14 protein-coding genes and 1 pseudogene are annotated in these 20,405 nt (G+C 59.9%); 7 read left to right on the top strand and 8 right to left on the bottom strand.

All coding sequences use genetic code 11. The features are described from left to right. Positions 1-39 precede the first annotated feature (39 nt). The 3 genes from rsmG to HGO92_RS03785 all read left to right on the top strand — a co-directional run bounded on the left by rsmG (position 40) and on the right by HGO92_RS03785 (position 3,309). Positions 40-675: a 16S rRNA (guanine(527)-N(7))-methyltransferase RsmG gene (gene rsmG, locus HGO92_RS03795; protein WP_169992109.1), complete on the top strand. Its 636-nt coding sequence runs from the start codon at positions 40-42 to the stop codon at positions 673-675. Between the two features lie 218 nt (positions 676-893). Then, on the top strand, positions 894-1,892 hold the full coding sequence (locus tag HGO92_RS03790; protein WP_240974408.1) for a ParA family protein: 999 nt from the start codon (positions 894-896) through the stop codon (positions 1,890-1,892). Positions 1,893-1,950: 58 nt separating this feature from the next. Beyond that, positions 1,951-3,309, top strand: a complete 1,359-nt coding sequence (locus HGO92_RS03785) for a ParB/RepB/Spo0J family partition protein (protein WP_169992107.1) — start codon at positions 1,951-1,953, stop codon at positions 3,307-3,309. A 219-nt stretch (positions 3,310-3,528) separates the two neighbouring features. Here HGO92_RS03785 and HGO92_RS03780 read toward each other — a convergent pair. The 7 genes and pseudogenes from HGO92_RS03780 to HGO92_RS03750 all read right to left on the bottom strand — a co-directional run. Then, positions 3,529-3,951: pseudogene (locus HGO92_RS03780) on the bottom strand (ATP-binding protein); the annotation flags it as partial. Positions 3,952-8,808: 4,857 nt separating this feature from the next. Next, the gene (locus HGO92_RS03775) at positions 8,809-9,996 is read right to left on the bottom strand and encodes a peptidoglycan-binding protein (protein ID WP_169992105.1); all 1,188 of its coding nucleotides are present in this window, start codon (positions 9,994-9,996) and stop codon (positions 8,809-8,811) included. 5 nt (positions 9,997-10,001) lie between these two features. After that, on the bottom strand, positions 10,002-10,328 hold the full coding sequence (gene trxA, locus HGO92_RS03770) for a thioredoxin (protein ID WP_074700288.1): 327 nt from the start codon (positions 10,326-10,328) through the stop codon (positions 10,002-10,004). A gap of 26 nt (positions 10,329-10,354) precedes the next feature. After that, positions 10,355-11,338, bottom strand: a complete 984-nt coding sequence (gene trxB / locus HGO92_RS03765; protein WP_169992103.1) for a thioredoxin-disulfide reductase — start codon at positions 11,336-11,338, stop codon at positions 10,355-10,357. 145 nt (positions 11,339-11,483) lie between these two features. Then, the gene (locus HGO92_RS03760; protein WP_169992101.1) at positions 11,484-13,160 is read right to left on the bottom strand and encodes an ABC transporter substrate-binding protein; all 1,677 of its coding nucleotides are present in this window, start codon (positions 13,158-13,160) and stop codon (positions 11,484-11,486) included. Between the two features lie 90 nt (positions 13,161-13,250). Further along, on the bottom strand, positions 13,251-14,918 hold the full coding sequence (gene murJ / locus HGO92_RS03755; protein ID WP_169992099.1) for a murein biosynthesis integral membrane protein MurJ: 1,668 nt from the start codon (positions 14,916-14,918) through the stop codon (positions 13,251-13,253). 184 nt (positions 14,919-15,102) lie between these two features. Continuing rightward, complete coding sequence (locus tag HGO92_RS03750; protein WP_169992097.1) at positions 15,103-15,627, bottom strand: NUDIX hydrolase; 525 nt, start codon at positions 15,625-15,627, stop codon at positions 15,103-15,105. A gap of 101 nt (positions 15,628-15,728) precedes the next feature. Here HGO92_RS03750 and HGO92_RS03745 point away from each other — a divergent pair, with 101 nt between their 5' ends. Next, positions 15,729-17,228, top strand: coding sequence for a CCA tRNA nucleotidyltransferase (locus HGO92_RS03745; RefSeq protein WP_169992095.1), 1,500 nt, complete (start codon positions 15,729-15,731; stop codon positions 17,226-17,228). Continuing rightward, on the top strand, positions 17,228-17,866 hold the full coding sequence (locus HGO92_RS03740; RefSeq protein ID WP_169992093.1) for a histidine phosphatase family protein: 639 nt from the start codon (positions 17,228-17,230) through the stop codon (positions 17,864-17,866). The genes HGO92_RS03745 and HGO92_RS03740 overlap by 1 nt, the downstream gene beginning before the upstream one ends. On the opposite strand, the gene HGO92_RS03735 is transcribed toward HGO92_RS03740, so the two are convergent. After that, positions 17,847-19,070, bottom strand: a complete 1,224-nt coding sequence (locus HGO92_RS03735) for a DUF418 domain-containing protein (protein WP_169992091.1) — start codon at positions 19,068-19,070, stop codon at positions 17,847-17,849. The two genes, HGO92_RS03740 and HGO92_RS03735, sit on opposite strands and share 20 nt — an antisense overlap. Before the next feature lie 53 nt (positions 19,071-19,123). Here HGO92_RS03735 and HGO92_RS03730 point away from each other — a divergent pair, with 53 nt between their 5' ends. Together HGO92_RS03730 and HGO92_RS03725 are read left to right on the top strand one after the other, a co-directional pair. After that, complete coding sequence (locus HGO92_RS03730) at positions 19,124-19,312, top strand: hypothetical protein (RefSeq protein WP_169992089.1); 189 nt, start codon at positions 19,124-19,126, stop codon at positions 19,310-19,312. Between the two features lie 424 nt (positions 19,313-19,736). Beyond that, positions 19,737-20,165 (top strand): hypothetical protein, encoded by a 429-nt coding sequence (locus tag HGO92_RS03725; protein WP_169992088.1) that lies wholly within the window; start codon positions 19,737-19,739, stop codon positions 20,163-20,165. The last annotated feature ends 240 nt before the right edge of the window (positions 20,166-20,405 follow it).

Here is a 20,405-nt window from a genome sequence, read left to right as displayed (position 1 = left end):
TGCCGGCCGCTGGCCTGACCTACTTATCGAGGTATATACGTGGTTGAAATAACGCCGAAAGAGAAGGCAGCGGCGTCGTCGGTATTTGGAGACCGAACAGCGCTGGCAGAACGTTACGTGCAGCATCTTGCAACATCGGGCATGGAACGTGGCTTGCTGGGTCCCCGTGAAGTGCCGCGTCTTTGGAGTCGGCACGTGCTGAATTGTGCGGTCGTAGCTGAACTCATCCCCGCCGACGCTTATGTCGCGGACGTCGGAAGCGGTGCTGGCTTGCCCGGACTCACATTCGCCTTGGCGAGACCTGACCTGCGGCTCACACTGATCGAACCCTTGGAGCGCAGGGTAACTTGGCTGAATGAAGTTATCGACGACCTAGGCCTAGACAACGTGGAGGTCCTGCGCAGCCGTGCAGAACTGGCCGTAGGGCAGGTCAAAGCAGACGTTGTAACGGCGCGCGCCGTATCCGCCCTGAACAAGCTGGCGCCCCTGACGATTCCGCTCTTGGAAGGCCATGGGCAAGTCCTTGCCATCAAGGGGAGAAGCGCGGCCGAGGAGATCGAGAAGGCGGCCAAGGTGATCCGCAAGCTGGGCGGCACGGACACTTCTGTTGTGACGGTCGGGGAAGATCTCCTGGAGGAACCCACGACCGTTGTTCGTATTGTGGTTGGCCGCTGATTCCTCCGCTGACGAATAACCCACACGTGCGTGGGGTCGTCGTCATTCTGGAGTGCCAGCAGATAGTCTAGAGTCACTAAAGCCGGAGATAAGGGAAGTGAGCGAGTTCTGGTGGGTTTGGGAGACGAGCGCTCTGCGGGACGCAGCTTCACTTCATCACGGGACCGGCTCCGAGGCTGGTTTTCTTCGTTCACTCAACTCATAAAGGTCGATAATTAATGACTAACATCGAGGTTTCACGTGAAACATCGGCTACCAGTGCCACGGAAATGAAGGTCGAGTCGACGGTTCCCAGCGTTATGGATTCGATCGATGAAAGCACCCCGCTAGCACGTGAGCTTGCTAGCGAGAACCGGCGACGCGAAAGGTTGCAGGGACGCGACCTGCCGAGGCCCAGCGAAACGCGGATTCTTACAGTAAGTAACCAAAAGGGTGGCGTCGGTAAGACAACGACGACGGTCAACATTGCCGCTGCCCTGGCCGCCGCTGGGCTGAACGTTCTTGTCGTGGATATTGATCCTCAGGGTAACGCCTCGACCGCTCTTGGCGTCGAGCATCACGCGGACGTGGACAGCATTTACGATGTCCTGATTAATGATCTGCCGTTGGCTGACGTACTGGCTCCCTGCCCGGACATCAAAAACCTCATCGTAGCGCCGGCTACGATCCATTTGGCCGGTGCGGAGATTGAACTCGTTTCACTGGTCGCCAGGGAACAGCGATTGCGTCGCGCCATAGACGTGTACGCGAAGGAACGGGAAGCCGCGGGACAGGAGCGGTTGGACTACGTCTTCGTCGACTGCCCGCCGAGCCTGGGACTGCTCACCGTCAACGCTTTCGTAGCTGCGCAAGAAGTTTTGATTCCTATTCAATGTGAGTACTACGCATTGGAGGGACTCAGCCAACTCCTCAGCAATATCGAGATGATTCAGAAGCACCTCAATAGCGACCTGGTTGTTTCAACGATTCTCCTGACCATGTACGACGGTCGAACAAACTTGGCTGCTCAGGTTGCCGCGGAGGTACGCCAGCACTTCCCGGATCAGGTGCTGGGCGCTGTGATACCTCGGTCCGTTCGTATTTCCGAGGCGCCAAGTTATCAGCAGACAGTCATCACTTATGACGCATCCTCCAGCGGTGCTCTGTCGTATCAGGAAGCAGCAGCGGAAATTGCCGAGCGCGGGCGGCAACCAAGTAACTCCAACTCTCAACGGTAGACTTAGCTCCTAGTCATAAAAATGCTCGCATTCGCGTGCATTCAGGAAGGATCCCTTGATGAGTGAGAAACGCCGCGGTTTGGGTAGGGGCCTGGGTGCGTTGATTCCGAATTCACCTGTAGCCACAGAAGAAAAGAATATCGAGCCCAGTCCGGCAGCTGCCCGCCGTGGTCGTCCGGTCGACGTTTTTTTCCCGGCAGCTTCCCGTCGCGACGAAGATAACTCGCCGTTCCTGAATACCCAATCGGAAAGAGGCGGTGCCTCTTCAGCGGCGCAGGTCGCCGAGGTCCTTCGAGGACCCCGAAAAAACTCCCCATCAGCACGTAAACCAGTGAAGAAGCCTTCGGTCAAGCCGTCGTCGGACACTGATAGCGCGGACACGAAGACTGAGACTCCTCCGGACTCCACAGCTAATGGGAATGAAGAGCCATTGGCTCCCGTGGATCCTGAGGCAAAGGCGGTAACTCAGGTTGCGTCTCCCGTAACTGCGGTGGCAGCTGATGAGTCGGAAGCAGCCGAACAGGAGATGGTGGAATCTATCGAACTGCCGGCTGACACGGAAGCCGATGAGAATGTTTCCCGTGAAACTCTTGTAGAGGTGCCAGGGACGACATTCGCTGAAGTTCCAATCCTGTCCATTCACCCCAACCGGAAGCAGCCGCGGACAGTCTTCGATGAAGAAGACATGGCGGAATTGGTGCACTCGGTCCGAGAGATCGGCATCCTGCAGCCCATTGTTGTCCGACCATCGGGTGAGAGTGGCGAATACAAGTATGAACTGGTCATGGGCGAGAGGCGCTGGCGTGCTTCTCAAGAAGCCGGAATGGAGACAATTCCAGCTATTATCCGTTCGACAACCGATGACGATCTACTCCGTGACGCGCTCCTGGAAAACCTACACCGGAGCCAACTGAATCCGCTTGAAGAGGCAGCGGCTTATCAACAATTGCTGGAAGACTTCGGATGCACGCATGACGAGCTGGCTGATCGCATCGGTCGCTCACGCCCCCAAGTAAGTAATATGATCCGACTCATGAAGTTGCCGCCGTTGGTACAACGTCGTGTAGCAGCGGGTGTCCTATCTGCCGGGCACGCGCGTGCCCTGCTCGGGCTTGCAGATCCCGCTGAAATGGAGAAGCTCGCCCAACGGATTGTTGCTGAAGGATTGTCTGTCCGCGCAACTGAGGAGATGGTCTCGCTAAGCGATGGACTTCGTAGGCCAAAGAAGGAATCAAAGCCTCGAGCTGGCGCACGCCATGAGCGATTGGACTATCTCGCCACTTCGCTTTCTGATCGGCTAGATACGAGTGTCAAGATTACCTTGGGCGCAAAGAAGGGCCGCGTCAGTATTGAGTTCGCCAGCGTCGACGACTTGAACAGGATCATGACCGTCTTGAGTCCAAATAACGACGGATAGTGCAGCACCAAGCTACATGGAAGGGCAGGGCCGCAGTCAAGCAGTTCCTGCCCTTCCGCCCTTGTGCGTACTGTTCCACGTGAAACCGAGAAGCCAGGCAGAAGTCGCCCCGTAGTTCAGCTTGCGATTGGTTTCACGTGGAACGGTGACGGATTCCGGTTAGATAATGTTCACCGCCTGAAGACTTATCTTGGCAAGCGGACCAGTAAACGGACTGACCTCCACGCGGGAGGACAGTGCGTTGACCACGGAAATGCCGACGCCGTGAAGACCGCCGGAAACCGCGTATCCGCCGCCGCCGAACTTGCCGCCGGCGTGCAGGATGGTCATCACAACCTGGACCGTGGGCCGGCCCTCGGTCGGGTGCATATCCACCGGGATGCCGCGCCCGTTTTCGATCACGCGGACGCCGCCGTCGGCCAGCAGCGTGATGTCGATCGTGTCGCAGTAGCCGGCCAGGGCCTCGTCGACGGAGTTGTCGACTACCTCATAGACCAGGTGGTGCAGACCGCGGGGACCCGTGGAGCCGATGTACATACCGGGGCGTTTGCGGACCGCTTCGAGACCTTCCAGAACGGTGATCTCGCTGGCACCGTAGTCTTTGGGTTTTACGCCGTCTGTCGATAGAGCACGCCTATGCAACGATAGGTCCTGTGTAGCCGGGGTCGACCAGCCGCTGCGGTCATCAAGTGAATGAGACTGATTGAAGTACTGGGCGGTGAGGACCAGACCGTTTCACCACTCCAGGTGTTTAGGGAATCTTAGATCGGTATGAGCTGTCGACTGGGTTCATCTGTCGAAATCGCGTGGCTCCTACGCTTCTTGCGTTTGGGCGTACTGTGTTCCACGTGAAACCGAAGGTGCGGCTTGAGACGTTACCGGCTCGCCCCGCCTTAGGCTTGAGTTACGTGGATCGTGATGCGCGGCTTGGGAAAGACACGATTCCATCAGCCTGGTCAATTCAGTTTGGGAAGCGGCATAGACGAGGGATTTTTCCGAGGTCGTGAGGTTTCGGTTCTCATCAATCAGTTCGCATCGGGTAACTGGGTGGTTCATCGGACGAAAATTGATGCGAAAGGGCGGATCTAAAAAGGTCTCATGACTCCCCGACATCCGCCTTGTCCATCTGTCGGCGCTGGACCGTCGTGGTTGATCTGGTTGCGCAGTGTTCGGGTAACCGGAACAGCAAAATCACAGGGACACTATTGCTGCTCCGATCTAGGGTTTCACGTGAAACCCTATAACCGTTCTCCTACGCAGACGCGAAAAGTGCCGCACGGCGGGACCGCCTTTGGGCTTCCGAGTTGGGAAGGCTATCGCACGCAATCGTCATCTCTCGAATTGCGGATAGAAGTGTCAGTACATGTTTGGAACAGTTCAGCTTTGGTCACGAGGAACCACTAGTGAAACTGCCCCAGGAGTCCGTTGAGATGATTCACGTGAAACGTGCCGCGTTCCTGGCATTCGCGGCTAGCGGAGGAGCACTAGCGTGGGTCGGCCTAAGACCTGTCGCGGTCGATCGCGGTAAAAACAAGGAACGAGTGGCATGCAATCTCGTCGCCGATGATCGACTTCGTAAGAAGTCCCGGTGAGCAGATGTTCCTCAAACTGCCCAGGTGTAGGAGGCGCCCCAGAGGTGTTTGTACGTCAAGGGACTGGAGATGTTGCCGCTCGAGAACAAGCGCCTTGAGATGCGGCGGTCAACTGCGCTTCTCGTTGTTTAGTAGGGGCCCAGGCACCAATGGTAGGTAGTTCTACCAGCGCTGTTGCAGGATGGCAGTGTTTCGCAGTAGTGGTGGGTGCTATAGATCGCCGATGGTCAAGCATCGACGCCGATCGACCAGTCCTTATGAGATTCTATAGTTTTAGTGGGACCCCCTGCCCATCTGTCGGCTGGTGCGGGAATTGCGAAGGCACCGGCGATATTGGTTTAGATGGATCGGCTATGGTTGTCGCAGCATCACAGGGTCGTAAATTGTCCCGGTGCCATTGCTAATAGCAAAATTGATTGATCTCGAAGCTTGGTACTCATTGGCTGGTGTTGCACCCTCTGATTCTTGTGTTGCATCGCGTTCCCGGCCATCCTGCTGGTTTCACGTGGAACGCCAAGGTTTGTCGGCGGTTCCGGCCCCCGGCTTGCTGGTTCTGGGATCCATTTTGACGCTACCGGACGGTCTAGTTCGGCCCGCTCGTAGTTCCATGGGGTTTGTCCGCGCCGCACACATGAAACGCAAACCATAAAATTGTCTGTCGAACACGTCATCGAGATATTGCTTGAGGGTGCTGACATCGTAGTTCCAATTCACTAGCGTCGTCGAAACAGACGCTTTAGCGGGAGCAGCCACTCCGAAACCGATCTGATGGGTACTAACTCCCGCTGTTGGAATTCTGCGCTCATTCTGGGTATGGGGCTTTTGCTGCGGCAGTAAGCGCAATGTTTCACGTGTAACCGTCGTATCAGGCCAGCAGTGGACGGCCGCTATTCTTTCTTTCCATCCCAGATATGGTCGAGCCGACTCTACATTGGGCCGCCTACTCGTTCCGGCGGTGCCAGCTTGCAGCACCCATGTTGTTCTTCGGAGCGGCGTCCTGGCAGACCAATGTTGCAAGCGGGGGTGTGCGGCGGCGGATCACTCATTTGCAAGATAGGTTTCACGTGGAACAAGTGGCCAGCTGGCAGAGCGGCGGAAGCGGTTGAGCGTCTATAAAGCTGCATGGCGCGTGCTCCTCATGCGAACTCTCGGTGTGGCAAATAGCATGGATTCGTTCACCAAAGCCGGTGGACAATAGAGCACAATAGTGCCGCGGCTTGCGTGCCTTGATATTGCCCTCAACTGTGCGGCAGCATCACGTTCCAGGGGCTGGGTCTATTTCTATTTCCCGGCTCATTGGAATCCCGATCCACTTGCGGATTGAAGCGCTTTCCAGACATCCTTTTGGTTCTCGGAGTAGGGGTGTTTGACGCGTGCAGCGCAGGTCCAGTCCTGCTGCCTACTCTCTGGCCGACTCTGGCAGCTTAGGCTCTCGTTTCATTCGGAACGGGACCTATGCACTGGCGGCGGATCAAGTGATTGCCGGCTCTACCTTGCAGTGACGATCCTCAGAAAAGGCGGCCCTACTTACTACGATTCTTGGGCCAAGGCAGTTTACTGAGAATGAGCAGATCGCTCGAAGGCTAGTTTCACGTGGAACGTAGTCGAAAATGACGTCGTCCATGTACGACGTCGCGCCGGCCAGAGCTCACTGTCTAAGTCTGACTTGAGAAAGTAGGAGGACCTTCTCCTGAATGTGCGGCGCAGCAGCGCGCCGTGTCTGTTACGGGGGGCAGCCGCACTGGGTCGCGTAGGCATTTGGTTGACAATTGCGTGGAGAGGAAGACAGATTCCGCTCATGCAGAGTTTCACGTGGAACGAGCGCGGTACCTAGGGCGGCGGTTTGGTTGGAGTCGCCGCGTGGACAGGCAAGACTACAGGCCAGTTGGTGTCGATGGAGGCCCTCCCGCTGCTATACAAGAGCAGGAAGTGAATCAATCCCGACACCATCTGCAGTCGTCCTAGCTTTGTAGACTGCGGTCTGCAGATGCCCATCGGACCATTTGTTCTCCTGCGCTGGTACCCACACCTGCTGAGAAGCAGTCCATTGACGCCGACCACACGAACGCTCTTCTAAGACGGAACCCCTTGCGAGGTGGCCTCCTAAATAGGGAGGTTCGACAGATGTGGCTAAAGAGGGCGGGCGTATTAATTATGGTTGTTCCGCTTCGCAAATCCCGTTACGAGTTCACGCGTTGTCTCGTTACACCACTCAGTTCTGCTTCAACACTTGGAACCCTACCCTGCTACCGCAGAGACGATCAGGGGCACCTGGTTTGTTAGACGTCTTGTGGCACGTACAGCGGCGTTCGTTAGAATGGCAGCGCTCAGGTGGAACAAAACGAACCACCAATAGAGCCAGCCCTCCTTTCGCTCGAGGACGTCGTAGAGCCCCAGCGCATCAGATTGTTGCCCCGTATCGGGGGAAGCTGTTCCACGTGAAACGGTGACAGCAAGTTGAGGCTCGAGTCGGCAGTGGTACGCTGCTCTTCGTTCAAGCACCGGGAGCTCTTCGCGGATGGGCAGCATATACAAGGACCTTTAACGATGGCCGATCGACGGGTCCTAACTGCGGAATGCAAGTTGCAGCCAGAACAATCGTGAAGACCTTACCATGGAAGTCCAAGACAGTGGGAATTGCGCACTAGCGCTCCGAAAAGGCTTCTTCCGGAGGCTCAGGGGCATAGGCTGTCGATGGCGGGTGAAGCTATGTTGCTGTGGGTGACGTTGGTACCCTTGCAGATCACTGCTGTTTCACGTGGAACTTCGAAGAGTCCGGGCATTTGCCACTTCCAGACCCCATAGTCTATCCAGACGTAATGAAGCTGTTGTCGGCAGCAACTGCTACTGGCGACACTCAATTGCGCCGTTAATGGCATGGAGCCGTTTTCCTGGGTCGGAGACTGACTAGGTTGACCCGGCAGTGATTGTTGGGGATTGTTAGTATGGCAGTCCACGTAGATGGTACCGCTATTCTCGGGAGTTGATGTGCTCCCAAGAGCTAGACATCTATGCCAGGTACGGACACCAATAGACGCTCAACCTTCAGCGTTGCCCGATTGGGCATTATCGACGTCTTACTCACCTACAGTGCCCACGCGACTACCCTCAGCAACCTCGTTGTCGTCCTGGCGACCCGTTATCACCAACGGCTACAACCGGTTTATCGACTCGGATCTGTGTAGTGGATCGATACCCTTTCAGATCAATCGCCGCTGATCATTATGAATCGGCTGGCGTACCGACCACACGATAGGACTGCGTGTTGATATGCTTCGGCGGAGCAGCCCGGAGTCTAGAGTCTCCAGCAGCTGCTGAGAATAGCCCGACGCAACAGTCTTAGCCGCAATCAACCCTAGAGGCTTCAAAGGGTTCCGATCGGGAGCGCCTAACTGTATGACCTGACCTGCACCGGCCGACGGAATAGCAGTACCAGGTATGTGGGTCACCGGTGATAACGGTCCCTCGAAATGAGGGAGATACCAGCTTGGGCAGCTACGTCCCACTACCTGGAGGAACTGAGGACTGCGGTCATCTATTTGTCTTGGTCTGCGTCTGCATGAGCCACGTCCCCACGGGAGGTCGCAAGACAATCAGCAGAACTTTCCCGAGCTCGTACAGTTGAACCCCAGCTCACAGACTTTGGCTATCTGAAGGGCTCCTGGCAGTGAAGGCGCAGCAGTGCACGTGCCACGGGGTTACCTTTGAGATTGTGGCCCGCGGTAGCGCCACAAAAAGATTGTGTCCCTCCTCTACTGCTAGGTCTAAGAGCGGCGGAGGCGAACTCCAATGGCACGGGCGAGTCCAGCCGTCGTGTCGACGGCATGACCTTGCGAACCCCAATCAACATCCTCAGGGAAGAACCCGGGTTCTACTGCTAAGGCAACGTTTCACGTGAAACTCTGGTTCAGAGCCCGGGGTTGAAACGCAGCACGTCATCGAGTGCCAAGGTGCCAGTCGGTTCGTCATCCTCTTCCAGCAGGTACAGCCGCTGGATAGCTATAACGACGGCGTCAGCAAGTACCTGGCGGAATACAGGGTCGGCCAGTCTCCCTGCCTCGTCAGGATTGCTGAGATAACCGATGTCGAGTTGGATTGACGGGATGCTGGTCAGGCGCAAGATGTCCCAACTGCGTCCATGAATGCCTAGGTCTGTCGCCGTTGTCCGGGCAAGAACTTCCTTAAGGATCAGCTCTGCCGCCCGGTGACCGATGGGCGAACGAATTTCGCCTGTTTCAGGTTTCCCCCAGAAGAAGGCAGAGACGCCATTGGCCATCGGTTGATCAAGCCAGTCGCAGTTGATTGAAATGCTCAAACTGGGAGAAGACTGGCGAATCAACTGAACTCGGTTGCCCGTTGCATTCTCCGGATCGACTTCGACAACGGATACGGCGGCGCCGAGACCTGACAGGATGCTCTCAACGCGACGCATCACGTCGGAAGCGACCAGTTTCTCAGTCAAAGGACGGCCGCTAGCCTTGTCGGCTACGGGGGATTGGAAAGAGGTTCCGCTGCCGGCGGTCAGACAAACAACGCGGCCTTTGAGCGCAGCGGATGCCTGGTTCAGTCGTTCATAGTCCCTGAGCGAGAAGGCCTGGCTCGGACTAATGCTGCGGTTCACGCGTGCCATCGCTGCGATGAGCGGGGCATCCGCTACGCCGGTGGGTTCAAGACCGAGGTTCTGCTGGAGTTCCCGTACGGCGAGATGAGTACGTTCGCCGAACTCGCCGTCTATGTGGCCGTAATAGAACCCGAGATAGGACAACTGGCGTTGGAGCTCCGATACATCGTCTCCCCGCGTGTGGTCGATGCCGTGTTGCCAGAGCATGGGCCTGTCGCCCAGATTGTACTGTGCTTCGCCCAGCGCCCTTAGTGTCTCTGGCCCTGCGACGCCATCCACCATAAGTCCACGGTTCTGCTGGAACGTGCGGACGGCAGCATCAACATGGTCGTCGAAGACCGACGGGTCGTTAACCTGATCCGGTGCCAGATACGCCATGGAAATGCCGGCGCGCAGCAGCCTCTCTCTCAGGGCCACCACGCGCCGGCTGGTATCCGAACGGCGCAGACTCTGGTCTGCAGCGTCGTTATCCATGATTTCTAGCCGAGGAACTCAGCGAATTCCTTCTCGATAACCTGCTTCGGCTTGGCACCGATTGAGGTGGCGGCCACCTTGCCGTCCTTGAAGACGTAGACAGCGGGGATGGACGTAATGCCATACTGAGCGGCGGTAGCAGGGTTGTCATCCACATTCAGCTTGACGACCTCGACCTTGCCCGCATGCTCTGCGGCAATATCGTCCAGAATGGGCGTCAGCATACGGCAGGGGCCGCACCATTCGGCCCAGAAGTCGACGATGACGGGCTTGTCGGACTTCAGGACGTCAGCGTCGAAACTGGCATCTGTGACATCTTTGGCGTTGCTCATAATAATTCTCCTTCTGAACAGTTGGACTAGACGGTTGCCGGCTCGGCTACCGGAAGTTCGGCATCCTCAAGGGAAGCGAGGTAGTGCTCGACGTCGATGGCTGCGACGCAGCCGGAGCCGGAAGCGGTGATGGCTTGACGGTAGGTCGGGTCAATGACGTCGCCGGCCGCGAAGACGCCCGCGACAGACGTCCGGGAAGACCGACCGTCAACGGCAATGGTGCCTTCGGCCGTCAGGTCCAGTTTCCCCTTTACGAGATCCACTCGGGGATCATTGCCGATGGCCACGAACACACCGGTCACGGGCAGCACGCTCTCGGTCCCGTCAACAGTGTCCGTAAGCCTGAGTGCAGTTACCTTATCGGTTCCATCGATACCGGTGACTGCAGAGTTCCACTGGAACTTGATCTTCTCGTGGTTCAGCGCCCGGTCCTGCATGATCTTCGAGGCGCGGAGGCTGTCCCGACGGTGGACGACCGTGACCGACTTTGCGAATTTGGTCAGGAAGAGCGCTTCCTCCATGGCAGAGTCTCCACCGCCAACGACGGCGATGTCCTGGTCCTTGAAGAAGAAGCCGTCGCAGGTGGCGCACCAGCTGATCCCGCGGCCTGCCAGGCGCTTCTCATCTTCCAGGCCCAACTCGCGGTAGGCGGAGCCGGTGGAGATGATGACGGACTTCGCGGTGAACGTCTCGCCCGTGCCAATGGTGACCTTCTTGATGGGGCCATCGAGTTCCAGCTCGGTGACGTCCTCAAACAGGATTTCCGTGCCGAAGCGCTCGGCCTGCTTTTGGAAGGTGTCCATGAGATCCGGTCCCATGATGCCTTCGGGGAAACCTGGGTAGTTTTCGACGTCGGTAGTGTTCATGAGTTCACCGCCGGCCTGTACGGAACTGGCGATCAGCAGGGGCTTCAGGTTGGCACGCGCCGTGTAGACAGCTGCCGTGTAACCGGCAGGGCCGGAGCCGACGATGATGACGTCCCGCACGGACGTGGTGGTATCTGTGCTCACTGCTTGTGAACCTCTTCCTGTTTTTACGGTGTCATGCCCGGATAGAGGCCGGTCCTGACCGGGTCTAGCCAACTGTCACAACGAGCGGAGTGCCAAGCTTATTCCGTCCCGAGCGCCGCGGGGCATCCGGCACTGCGGGTAGCGATCACGAAACTTCGATCTCCGCCATGCGAATACCAAAGGGCGGACCGCCCTGAGGATTGGAAAGCCTGGGCAATTGGGTGAAGTTGATGATGACGTACTCTGCCTTCGGCGCGGCGCCTTCATCTTCCGGAACCGGGATGGTGGTCTTCTGGGCGGTGAAGCTGCCCTGGGCAACCTGCCGCGCACCCTCCAGCGAGGGGGAATCGTTGAGCATCACCGAGAAGTTTCCGCCGCTGCCACTGAGCTGGGTCAACTCGATGGTGCTGATGCTCGAGGACTCCTCAAGTTCGACGACCAAGGCCATGCTGGAGGCGTAACCACCGAACTGGTCCGACTGGTACTGGTAACTGGCCCAGTAGGTGGCCGGGTTCCCGTCTATGGCCTCCGGTAGACTGCCGTCGTTTTCCGCGTCGAGGCTGGGCATATCCGGCACCAGCCGTTCCAGGCCGGCGATTGCAGGCTCCACCACGGCGTCTTCGGCGGGAGCGCTCTCTGCGGCGCCCGTCTCGCCCGGAGTTGCCGGCGCGGAGTTGTTTTCTTCGGTATTTTCACCTGCAACGGGGCCGCCGCGGAACAGGTTCAGCTGGTTGACCGCAATGACGACGGCGATAATCAGCAGGACGGCAAGCAAGCCGCCGATCAGCAGCCGCGATGTTTTCGGGCTGTTGTTCTCGTCGTCGTCATACTCGTCGTACTCGTAGTCTTCTTCGCGCGACTTCGAATTGCCGCGGGCCCCGGCGGGGAACATCGAGGCAGCGCGGACGTACTCGTCTTCCTCTGAACGGGCATCGCGTGCCGGCGGGGCCGGTGCGGCAGGTTCAGCGGCCGACTGATAGGAGGTTTGCGGCCGGTCCTCGTAGTAATCGTTGTCCGACCAGAGGCTGACCTTCGGGGCTCCACCGTTTTCCCGGTGTTCCGTCCGCTGGTCCACCGGTGCGGTAGCCGGATGGTTGTTGTCGTCGAAAAACTGCGGCGGCGACTGGGGCGGCGGGGGCACGCTGCCTGCACGCGCGGAGCTGTCTGCCCGGGGACGCTCGAAGTGGGTTGTGCGGTCATCGGCCGTACCGGCTCCCGAGTGACCTGCTGCAGCGGCGCCGGCTGCCGCGCCTGCGGCTCCAGCACCGGCCGCTGTACCGGCTCCCGGGCGACGGCCGAACAAAGGCTTGGCGCCGCCGTCGTTGTTTGAACGGCCGATTTTGGGCAGGTCCAGCTTGTTCAGGCGGTCGCGGAGGCTGGTGCGCGGCTCGTCCTCGTACTCTTCCTCGTAGTAGTCATCCTCGTCATAGGTCTCCGGCTCGCGCGAGCGGGCCTGGCCGAAGATCTCCGAGCCGAGGGTGTCCGTGAAGAACGGCTCGACATAGGGAGCGGCATCCTGCTGGATGACCAGGTCCAGGAGGTCCGCCGCCTCGGCCTGGTTGGTGATGAGGTACGTGTAGCCGTCCGTGATGCCCAGGTCCAGGACCTGCACGCTGCCGGCACGCTCGCCCGTGGCGATCTCGCGGGCGCTCATGGCGGCCTGGCTCGCATTCTCCGGCGCGGCGACGAGGATGCTGACCGGTCGGTTGAGGACCTGGTCCACGCCATTGAGCACCAGGTCCTGCTCGGCGGACGCGAGGATCTGCGCGGTGACCTTGTAGCGGCCGCCGAGCAAGGTCCCCACATCTACTGGTTGCGGCACGTGTTCCTCCAGGCGGAATAGTTGGGCGTTTGGGCGCCCTGGACGTTTGGTTACATGCTACCGGTTGGCACCGGCCGGCTTGCGGTTCTGTTAACCGCGCCCCGGTAGCCGGCTGAGGACTGGTTGCAGGAAATCGTGGAGTTCGGCCACCCGCAGGGCCTTGAGCAGGAGCAGGTAGGCCAACGCCATGACGATGCCGCAGACGGCGATGGTGACGATGGCGCTGAAGATCGACGCCATGGCGAAGCCGCCGGGCTGGTACCCGCCGAACAGCCACAGTGCGGATGCGCCGGCGAGACTGGCGCCGAGGGCCGCGTAGCCAATGCGGATATAGGTCTCGGCGACCTGGCCGGCGCCGTAATCGCCCACCCGCCGGACCGTGAAGAAGTGCGCCAACAGCGCCGACAGGATATGGAAGACGGCGAAAAGCACGGCCAGGCCGAACACGATCTCGGTGGCCGGCATGAGCTGTGCCATGACCAGGGCGATGACCACGCACGTGCCGGACAGGATGGACTGCATGACCAGCGGCGTCTTGGCGTCCTCTTCCGCGTAGAACACGCGGCCGAGGAAGAAGTAGATGCTCATGAACGGCATCGCGGCCCCGAGGACGGCCAGCAGCTGGCCCATCGCGGCTGCCGAAGCGGGGGCAGTTGGGCCGGAGCCGGCGAACAGCCGTGCCAGCGGTCCGGCCAGCACCACCATCACGGCGGCGCCGAACATGGTGGCAACGCCGATGGTCCGCAGGCCCGAGTTCACGGTCTGTCGGACTTCTTCGAGCTGCCCGTGGGCCTGGGAACGTGAGAGCTGGTTGAACAGCACCGTGGCGATTGAAAGTACGACGACGGAGTGCGGCAGCATCGCGATCAGGGTCGCAGTATTAAGGGCGTACTCGCCGGCAACCCCGGCCCCGGAGCCTTCGACTTCCTGGCGTCCGGCGGTGGCGCTGGAGGCGATGGTGCCATACAGCAGGTACGCGGAGTTGCCCACCACCATGGTGCCCAGCGTCCAGCCGGCCACTTTGCCCGCGCGGCCGAGCCCGATGCCGCGCCAGCCGAACTTCAGCTTCAGGCCGAGCCCCAGCCGGCTGAGCGGCCAAAGCAGCACCAGGGCCTGCAGGATGATGCCCAGGGTGGTGCCGCCTGCCAGCAGCAGCGTCTGCTCAGAGGTCCAGGCCTCGGGGCTGTCGGTGGCGCGCGAGAAGGTCCCGAAAAGCACGATGTAGAGGACCAGGACGCCGATGGCCACCACGTTGTTCACCACGGGCGCCCACATATACCAGCCGAAGCGGCTCTTGGCGTTGAGCACTTGGCCGACCACGGCGTAGAGCCCGTAGAAGAAAATCTGCGGCAGGCACCAGAGCGCGAAGATGGTGCCCAGTTCGAGCATGCCCTGCGTCCAGTCCCGCGTCAGCAGCCGGATGATCGGTCCGGCAAGCGCCGTCACAACCAGCGCGATGGCGGCCAGCACCAGCAGCGTCAGGGACAGCAGGCGCGAGATGTAGTCGGCGCCGCCGTCGTTGTTGTTCTTGCTTGCTTTGATGATCTGGGGCACCAGCACCACGTTGAACACGCCGCCGGCCAGCAGCAGGTAGATGATGTTCGGGATGGTGTTCGCTTTTTCGAAGATGTCGCCCATGGTGGTGTTGGCACCGATGGCGACGGCGAGCAGCGACGTGCGCACGAACCCGAGGACGCGCGAGACCAGGGTCCCGCCGGCCATGACGGCGCTGGCGCGCGCTGTGCTTTGTGTTTCCATGTCAGACATCGCTGTCTATCGTCTCACTTGACGGGGCAGGATCTGTTCAGCGAACGTCCAGCAATGCGGGACGGCGCGGCGTCACGCGGGAGCAATCGAAGTGTGATCGGGCAGCCATCGCAACGTGATCGGCCGGTCATCGGAGTGTCACCGAGCAGTTACGGCGTCGTGTTTGTCCGCGCGCTTAGAGGTACTCGGGCAGGACTTCGCGGGCCAGATCCACAATCCGGCGCTCGTTCGGGAAGGACAGCTTCCGGCCCAGGTCCCCCAACGGGATCCACGCGACGTCCACGGCCTCGTGGTCCGGATCGTTTTCGATGGTCAACTCGCCGCCGGTGGCCCTGAGCAGGAAGTGATGGACCGTCTTGTGCACGCGGTGGCCGCTGACCGTGAACCAGTAATCGATGCTGCCAAGCGTGGCCAGCACTTCACCCTGGATGCCGGTTTCTTCCTCGATCTCGCGGATCGCGGCTTCGGCGTTGGTCTCTTCGCCCTCCGGATGGCCCTTCGGCAGGCACCACTCGAGCCGGCCGCCGCGGTTGAAGCGGGCAATGATGGCAACGCGGAATTCCTTGGTGGAAGTGTCCACCACGACTCCGCCAGCCGAAACTTCCTCCACGGTTGGCAGGGAATGGTGTCCGGGCGCGGCACTGCCCACTGACGCTGTCAGTGGAGTGCGCTTCGGAGCGCTCGGGACCGGATGTGCCATGCAGTCCACTCTAACGATTTTTAATCGAGTGCTGTGCGAGTAGGACATGGCGCAGAGATTGTTAAACATCGCCCGCGTGTTTCTGGCACCCTTAAATCACTATGGTTCACCTTTTTGGCTCGGCAAGTAATCCCGAGACGTCCGCCCTGCCGTTGCCCGAAGTTGTTGTCGAACTGGGTCAGCTTTTCGTTGACGCCGGGCACGAGCTCTCCCTGGTCGGCGGGCCGGTGCGGGATCTCTTTCTGGGCCGCGTGTCGCCGGATCTGGATTTCACCACCGATGCGGATCCGGATGCCACCATCGCCGTCATCCGCAAGTGGTGCGACAACTTCTGGGAAATCGGCCGGGCCTTCGGCACCATCGGCCTGCGCAAGGGCGAGCACACCATCGAGATCACCACGTACCGCGCCGAGGCCTACGATCCGGATTCCCGCAAGCCCGTGGTCGCCTTCGGCAAGTCGCTCGAGGATGATCTTTTCCGCCGCGACTTCACCATGAACGCCATGGCGCTGCGCCTGCCGTCGCTGGAACTGGTCGATCCCTACGGCGGCGTCAAGGACCTGCATGCAGGCGTGGTGCGCACCCCCGGTGAGCCCTCGGCGTCGTTCTCCGATGATCCGCTGCGCATGATGCGCGCCGCCCGCTTCGCCTCCCAGCTCAACGTCACGGTGGCGGACGAGGTGCGCGCGGCGATGACGGACATGGCCCAGCGGATCGAGATTATTTCGGCCGAGCGGGTGCGCGACGAGCTGACCAAGCTGATCAATGGCAGGGACCCGCGGACCGGCATCGATCTGCTGGTGGAAACCGGCCTGGCCGAATATGTGCTGCCGGAGGTCTCGGCGCTGAAGCTGGAAATCGACGAGCACCACCGGCACAAGGACGTCTACCAACACTCGCTGACCGTGTTGGCGCAGGCGTGCGAACTGGAAACCGACGACGACGGCGCGGTGCCGGCTCCGGATTTTGTCCTGCGGTTTGCTGCCCTGATGCACGACGTCGGCAAACCGGCTACGCGCCGGTTCGAGCCTTCCGGCGCGGTTAGTTTCCGCCACCATGAAGTGGTCGGCGCCAAGCTGGTGGCCAAGCGGATGAAGAAGCTGCGCTTCGACAATGACACCATCAAGGCCGTGGCGCGGCTGGTGGAACTGCACATGCGCTTCTATGGCTATGGCGAAGCCGGCTGGACCGATTCCGCCGTGCGCCGCTACGTCAATGACGCCGGACCCTTGCTCGAGCGGCTGCACCGGCTGACCCGCTCCGACGTCACCACGCGGAACCGGCGCAAGGCGGAGCGGCTCGCGTTTGCCTATGACGATCTGGAACAGCGCATCGCGGACCTGCAGGAACAGGAACAGATGAATGCTGTCCGTCCGGACCTGGACGGACAGCAGATCATGGCCTTTCTGGGCATCAAGCCCGGGCCGGTGGTGGGCCGCGCCTATAAGTTCCTGCTGGAGGAGCGGTTGGAGAACGGGCCGCAGGATGCTGAAGTCGCGGAACAGAAGTTACGGGCCTGGTGGGCGGAGCAGCCCGAGGCGATGACCGGCAGTACCAAAACTCATGATGCTGCTGATCCTGCTTCAACAAAGGGTTTGTAATGATCGAACCTGCTGATGCCCATGACTTCCCTAAACTATGGCTGGTGCGGCACGGTGAGACCAAATGGTCGAAAAACCATCAGTACACAGGACTGACCGACCTGGAACTGACTGACGAGGGCGTGGCGCAGGCTATCGCCGCCGGAAGCAAACTGTCAGGCATCAACTTTGCTTCAGTCCTGACCTCCCCTTTGAGACGGGCACGGAGCACCGCCGAACTGGCTGGCTTTCCCGATGCAGAGGTGGTGCCGTATGCCCACGAGTGGGACTACGGCGACTACGAAGGCCAGCGCAGTGTCGACATCCGCAAGAAGGATCCGTCCTACCTGATCTGGACCCATGGCGTGGTGCGCGGGGAGACGCTGCAGCAAGTGGCGGACCGGGCCGACCATGTCATAGCTAAAGTGCTCGACACTCCTGATGCGGCCCCGTTTTCCGGGAGCAAGCCGGATTCGCCGTCGTCATTGCAGCAAAGGAACGTCCTGCTGGTGGCACACGGGCATTTCCTGCGCGTCCTCGCCGCACGATGGCTGCAACTGGAGCCGATCGAGGGCCGGCGCTTTGTCCTGGAGACAGCGGCAGTCTGCAATCTTGGGTGGGACAAGAAGACGCCCGCGGTTACCGGCTGGAATATTTAGGCGCGGAACCCAGTGTGGGTTTCCGCCAGTACGTCGCGGCCCGCAGCAGGGCTTCCATCGGGCCGTAGCGGAATTTCCTGACCCACCAATAGCTGAGCAGCAGTTGCGTCAGGAAGATCAGGACGGCAATGCCAAGCACGCCGAGCGGCGGCACCTGATTGGTCAGCGATAGGCCGAAGCCGGTGAACAGCAGGAGCATCAGGACGGATTGGCCGAGGTAGTTGGACAGGGCAAGCTGTCCCGCCGGCGCAAGGGCGTTGCGCACCACCCGGCCCAGCCTGGTGCGGAACACCAGGAGCAGCAGTCCCACATACCCAGCTGTCAGCAGGGGCCCGGTCAGGGTCGAGATACCGAAGCCGACAACTTGGAGACCCATGCCGCCCACGTAATTGACGAGGTAACCCTGCAGCAGCGCTGCGGCCAGGCCGATCGGGAGGGCGATGCCGACCAGCAACATCAGAGTGCGGCAGGAGAGGCCCCGCTCTATGAGCCTGTTCTTGGCACATGCCAGCCCGGCATAGAACGCACCGAGCGCGATCGGGCCCTGCAGGAACAGGGCGTTGACCATCGTCATCGGATATAGCGAGATGTTCTGGGCCAGGACGGCTGCCGGACTTCCGGCGAGGTCGAACGCAGGTGGCACCATTTGGAGGTCGGCCCCGCCGAGCGTCGGCTCCACCGCTGCCGTCAGCAGCCCCAGCAGCAGAATGACCAGACCCATCGTTCCGATGAGGATGCCGGCTGTAACAGCGGCGGCCCGGGCGGAGATCATGCGGGTGCCCAGCAAGACGAGGCCGACGAGTCCGTAGGTCAGCAAGATGTCGCCGTGGAAAAGGAACAGCCCGTGGAAGAGGCCGATGATGACCAGTCCTGCAGCGCGGCGCAGCGTGCGGGGCACCTCGGACTGTCCAGCGGACGCCGCGGAGGCCCACTGGAGGACAAAGCTGTAGCCGAAGAGGAACGAGAACAGGATGTAGAACTTGGCTTCGAAGAAAACGCTGACGGCGAATTTGACCGCCACATCCTGTGGTGACTGGAAATCAGGATTGGGATTGCCCGTCATGACAAAGGGATCGGCGAAGAACCAGATATTGACGCAGAGAATTCCCAGCAGGGCGAAGGCTCTCAGGGCATCCAATTCAATGACGCGTGAAGCCGTGAGCCTGGCATTCGGAGCGGTGTTGTGAGGGACTACGTTGTTCATCCTGATTTTGCTCCATCGGTGTGACGTGGCCGGTCTCTGCGGCCAGTCTATTAATGGACCAACCGGTGATAGTCCATCTTGCGACGTATTTTCTGGCCATCGGCGCCCGGGGTGAGGGCCGGCGTCGTAATGGTCGGCGTGTTGAAGGAGACACGCCGCTGAAAAAGAAGTTCCTCAAGAAAGTTCCCAAAGAAGCTGGTCAAATCAGACACTTCATGGGTATGTTAAACGAGTCCGATTGATCTTTCTCAATCACGAGTTTTCGTCGGGCATTGTCTCTATTGGCGCACTAGATGAAAGGGAGGTGGGTTCCGTGAATATTTTCAAGACGCTCGGCGGCGTATTTACCGCCAAAGTCCGCCCCGCCTCCGCCATTTCTGCGCACTAGATTTCAGTTTCTTGGGCCGGTTTCTGTCTTAAACCGCTTTCCCTAAGAACCACCGTATTTCTACCGCTCCCACGCGCGGAGGCCTCACGTCAATCGTTGAGGACCTTCGCCATGAGCACCTTCCGCAGTAAATGTCGCACGGGCATAGCCCGCTGCTTTCTGCATCCCCAAAAATCCTGCATCGCCAAAACCATCTGACAGCCAGGACACGTGCCAGGATCACGAGTCCCTTCGCGCGGTCAGTCCCGGTTGATAACCCATCGAAAGAGGAAGCACTCATGAAACCGCTGGATTCAGCTGTTTTACCCGCTCCGGAAAGGTCACTCCGGCCGCCTAAACAAAAGCAGGAATCGGCAGAGCCGCAGGCCGTCTTGTACGCAGACTCCCGGGCCCTGTCCCCGACGGAATCACGGCGCGACGAACAAAATGCGGGCCCCGGTGAGCTGATCACCGCCGGCAGTCTGCGCGAACTGGACGGAATCAGCGCTTCCGAACCCGCCGTCGACGACGATGTCGAGGAAAGCGACTCCGTCCGCACCGAAAACACCATGCCCAACTACTTGGCCCAAAAGGAGGTGAGCGCGATGATCCGAAAGCTACGGCAGGGTGCGTCGCTGTGGAAGCGAATACAGAGCGTGCGTGTTGATGAGCAGCGGTTGGAACAGGTCCGCGATCAGATGATGAGCAATCAGCAACTGATCCGCTGAGAAGCCCGTCATACTGGCACCTCTGCGTATCAAGTTCGGGCGTATTCATCGGCTGGCGCCTGTGTAGGGCTGTCTGATCCGCTGCTGCTAGTGACCATCTGGGAGAAGAGGCGGGCCGTTCGCCGGAGGACTCTGAGTAGTGTTCTGTGCGGCGATACTGCTGGGGCTTTGGCTTTCCGTCGCCGGTTACGGTTGGCGTTTCAGGCTGGCGTATCTGGCCCAGTTTTCTCCGGCTGAATC

This window comes from Crystallibacter degradans, assembly GCF_012952295.1.
In the GTDB taxonomy this organism is placed as follows: Bacteria; Actinomycetota; Actinomycetes; order Actinomycetales; family Micrococcaceae; genus Crystallibacter; species Crystallibacter degradans.
This window is presented reverse-complemented; position numbering and strand designations above follow the sequence as displayed.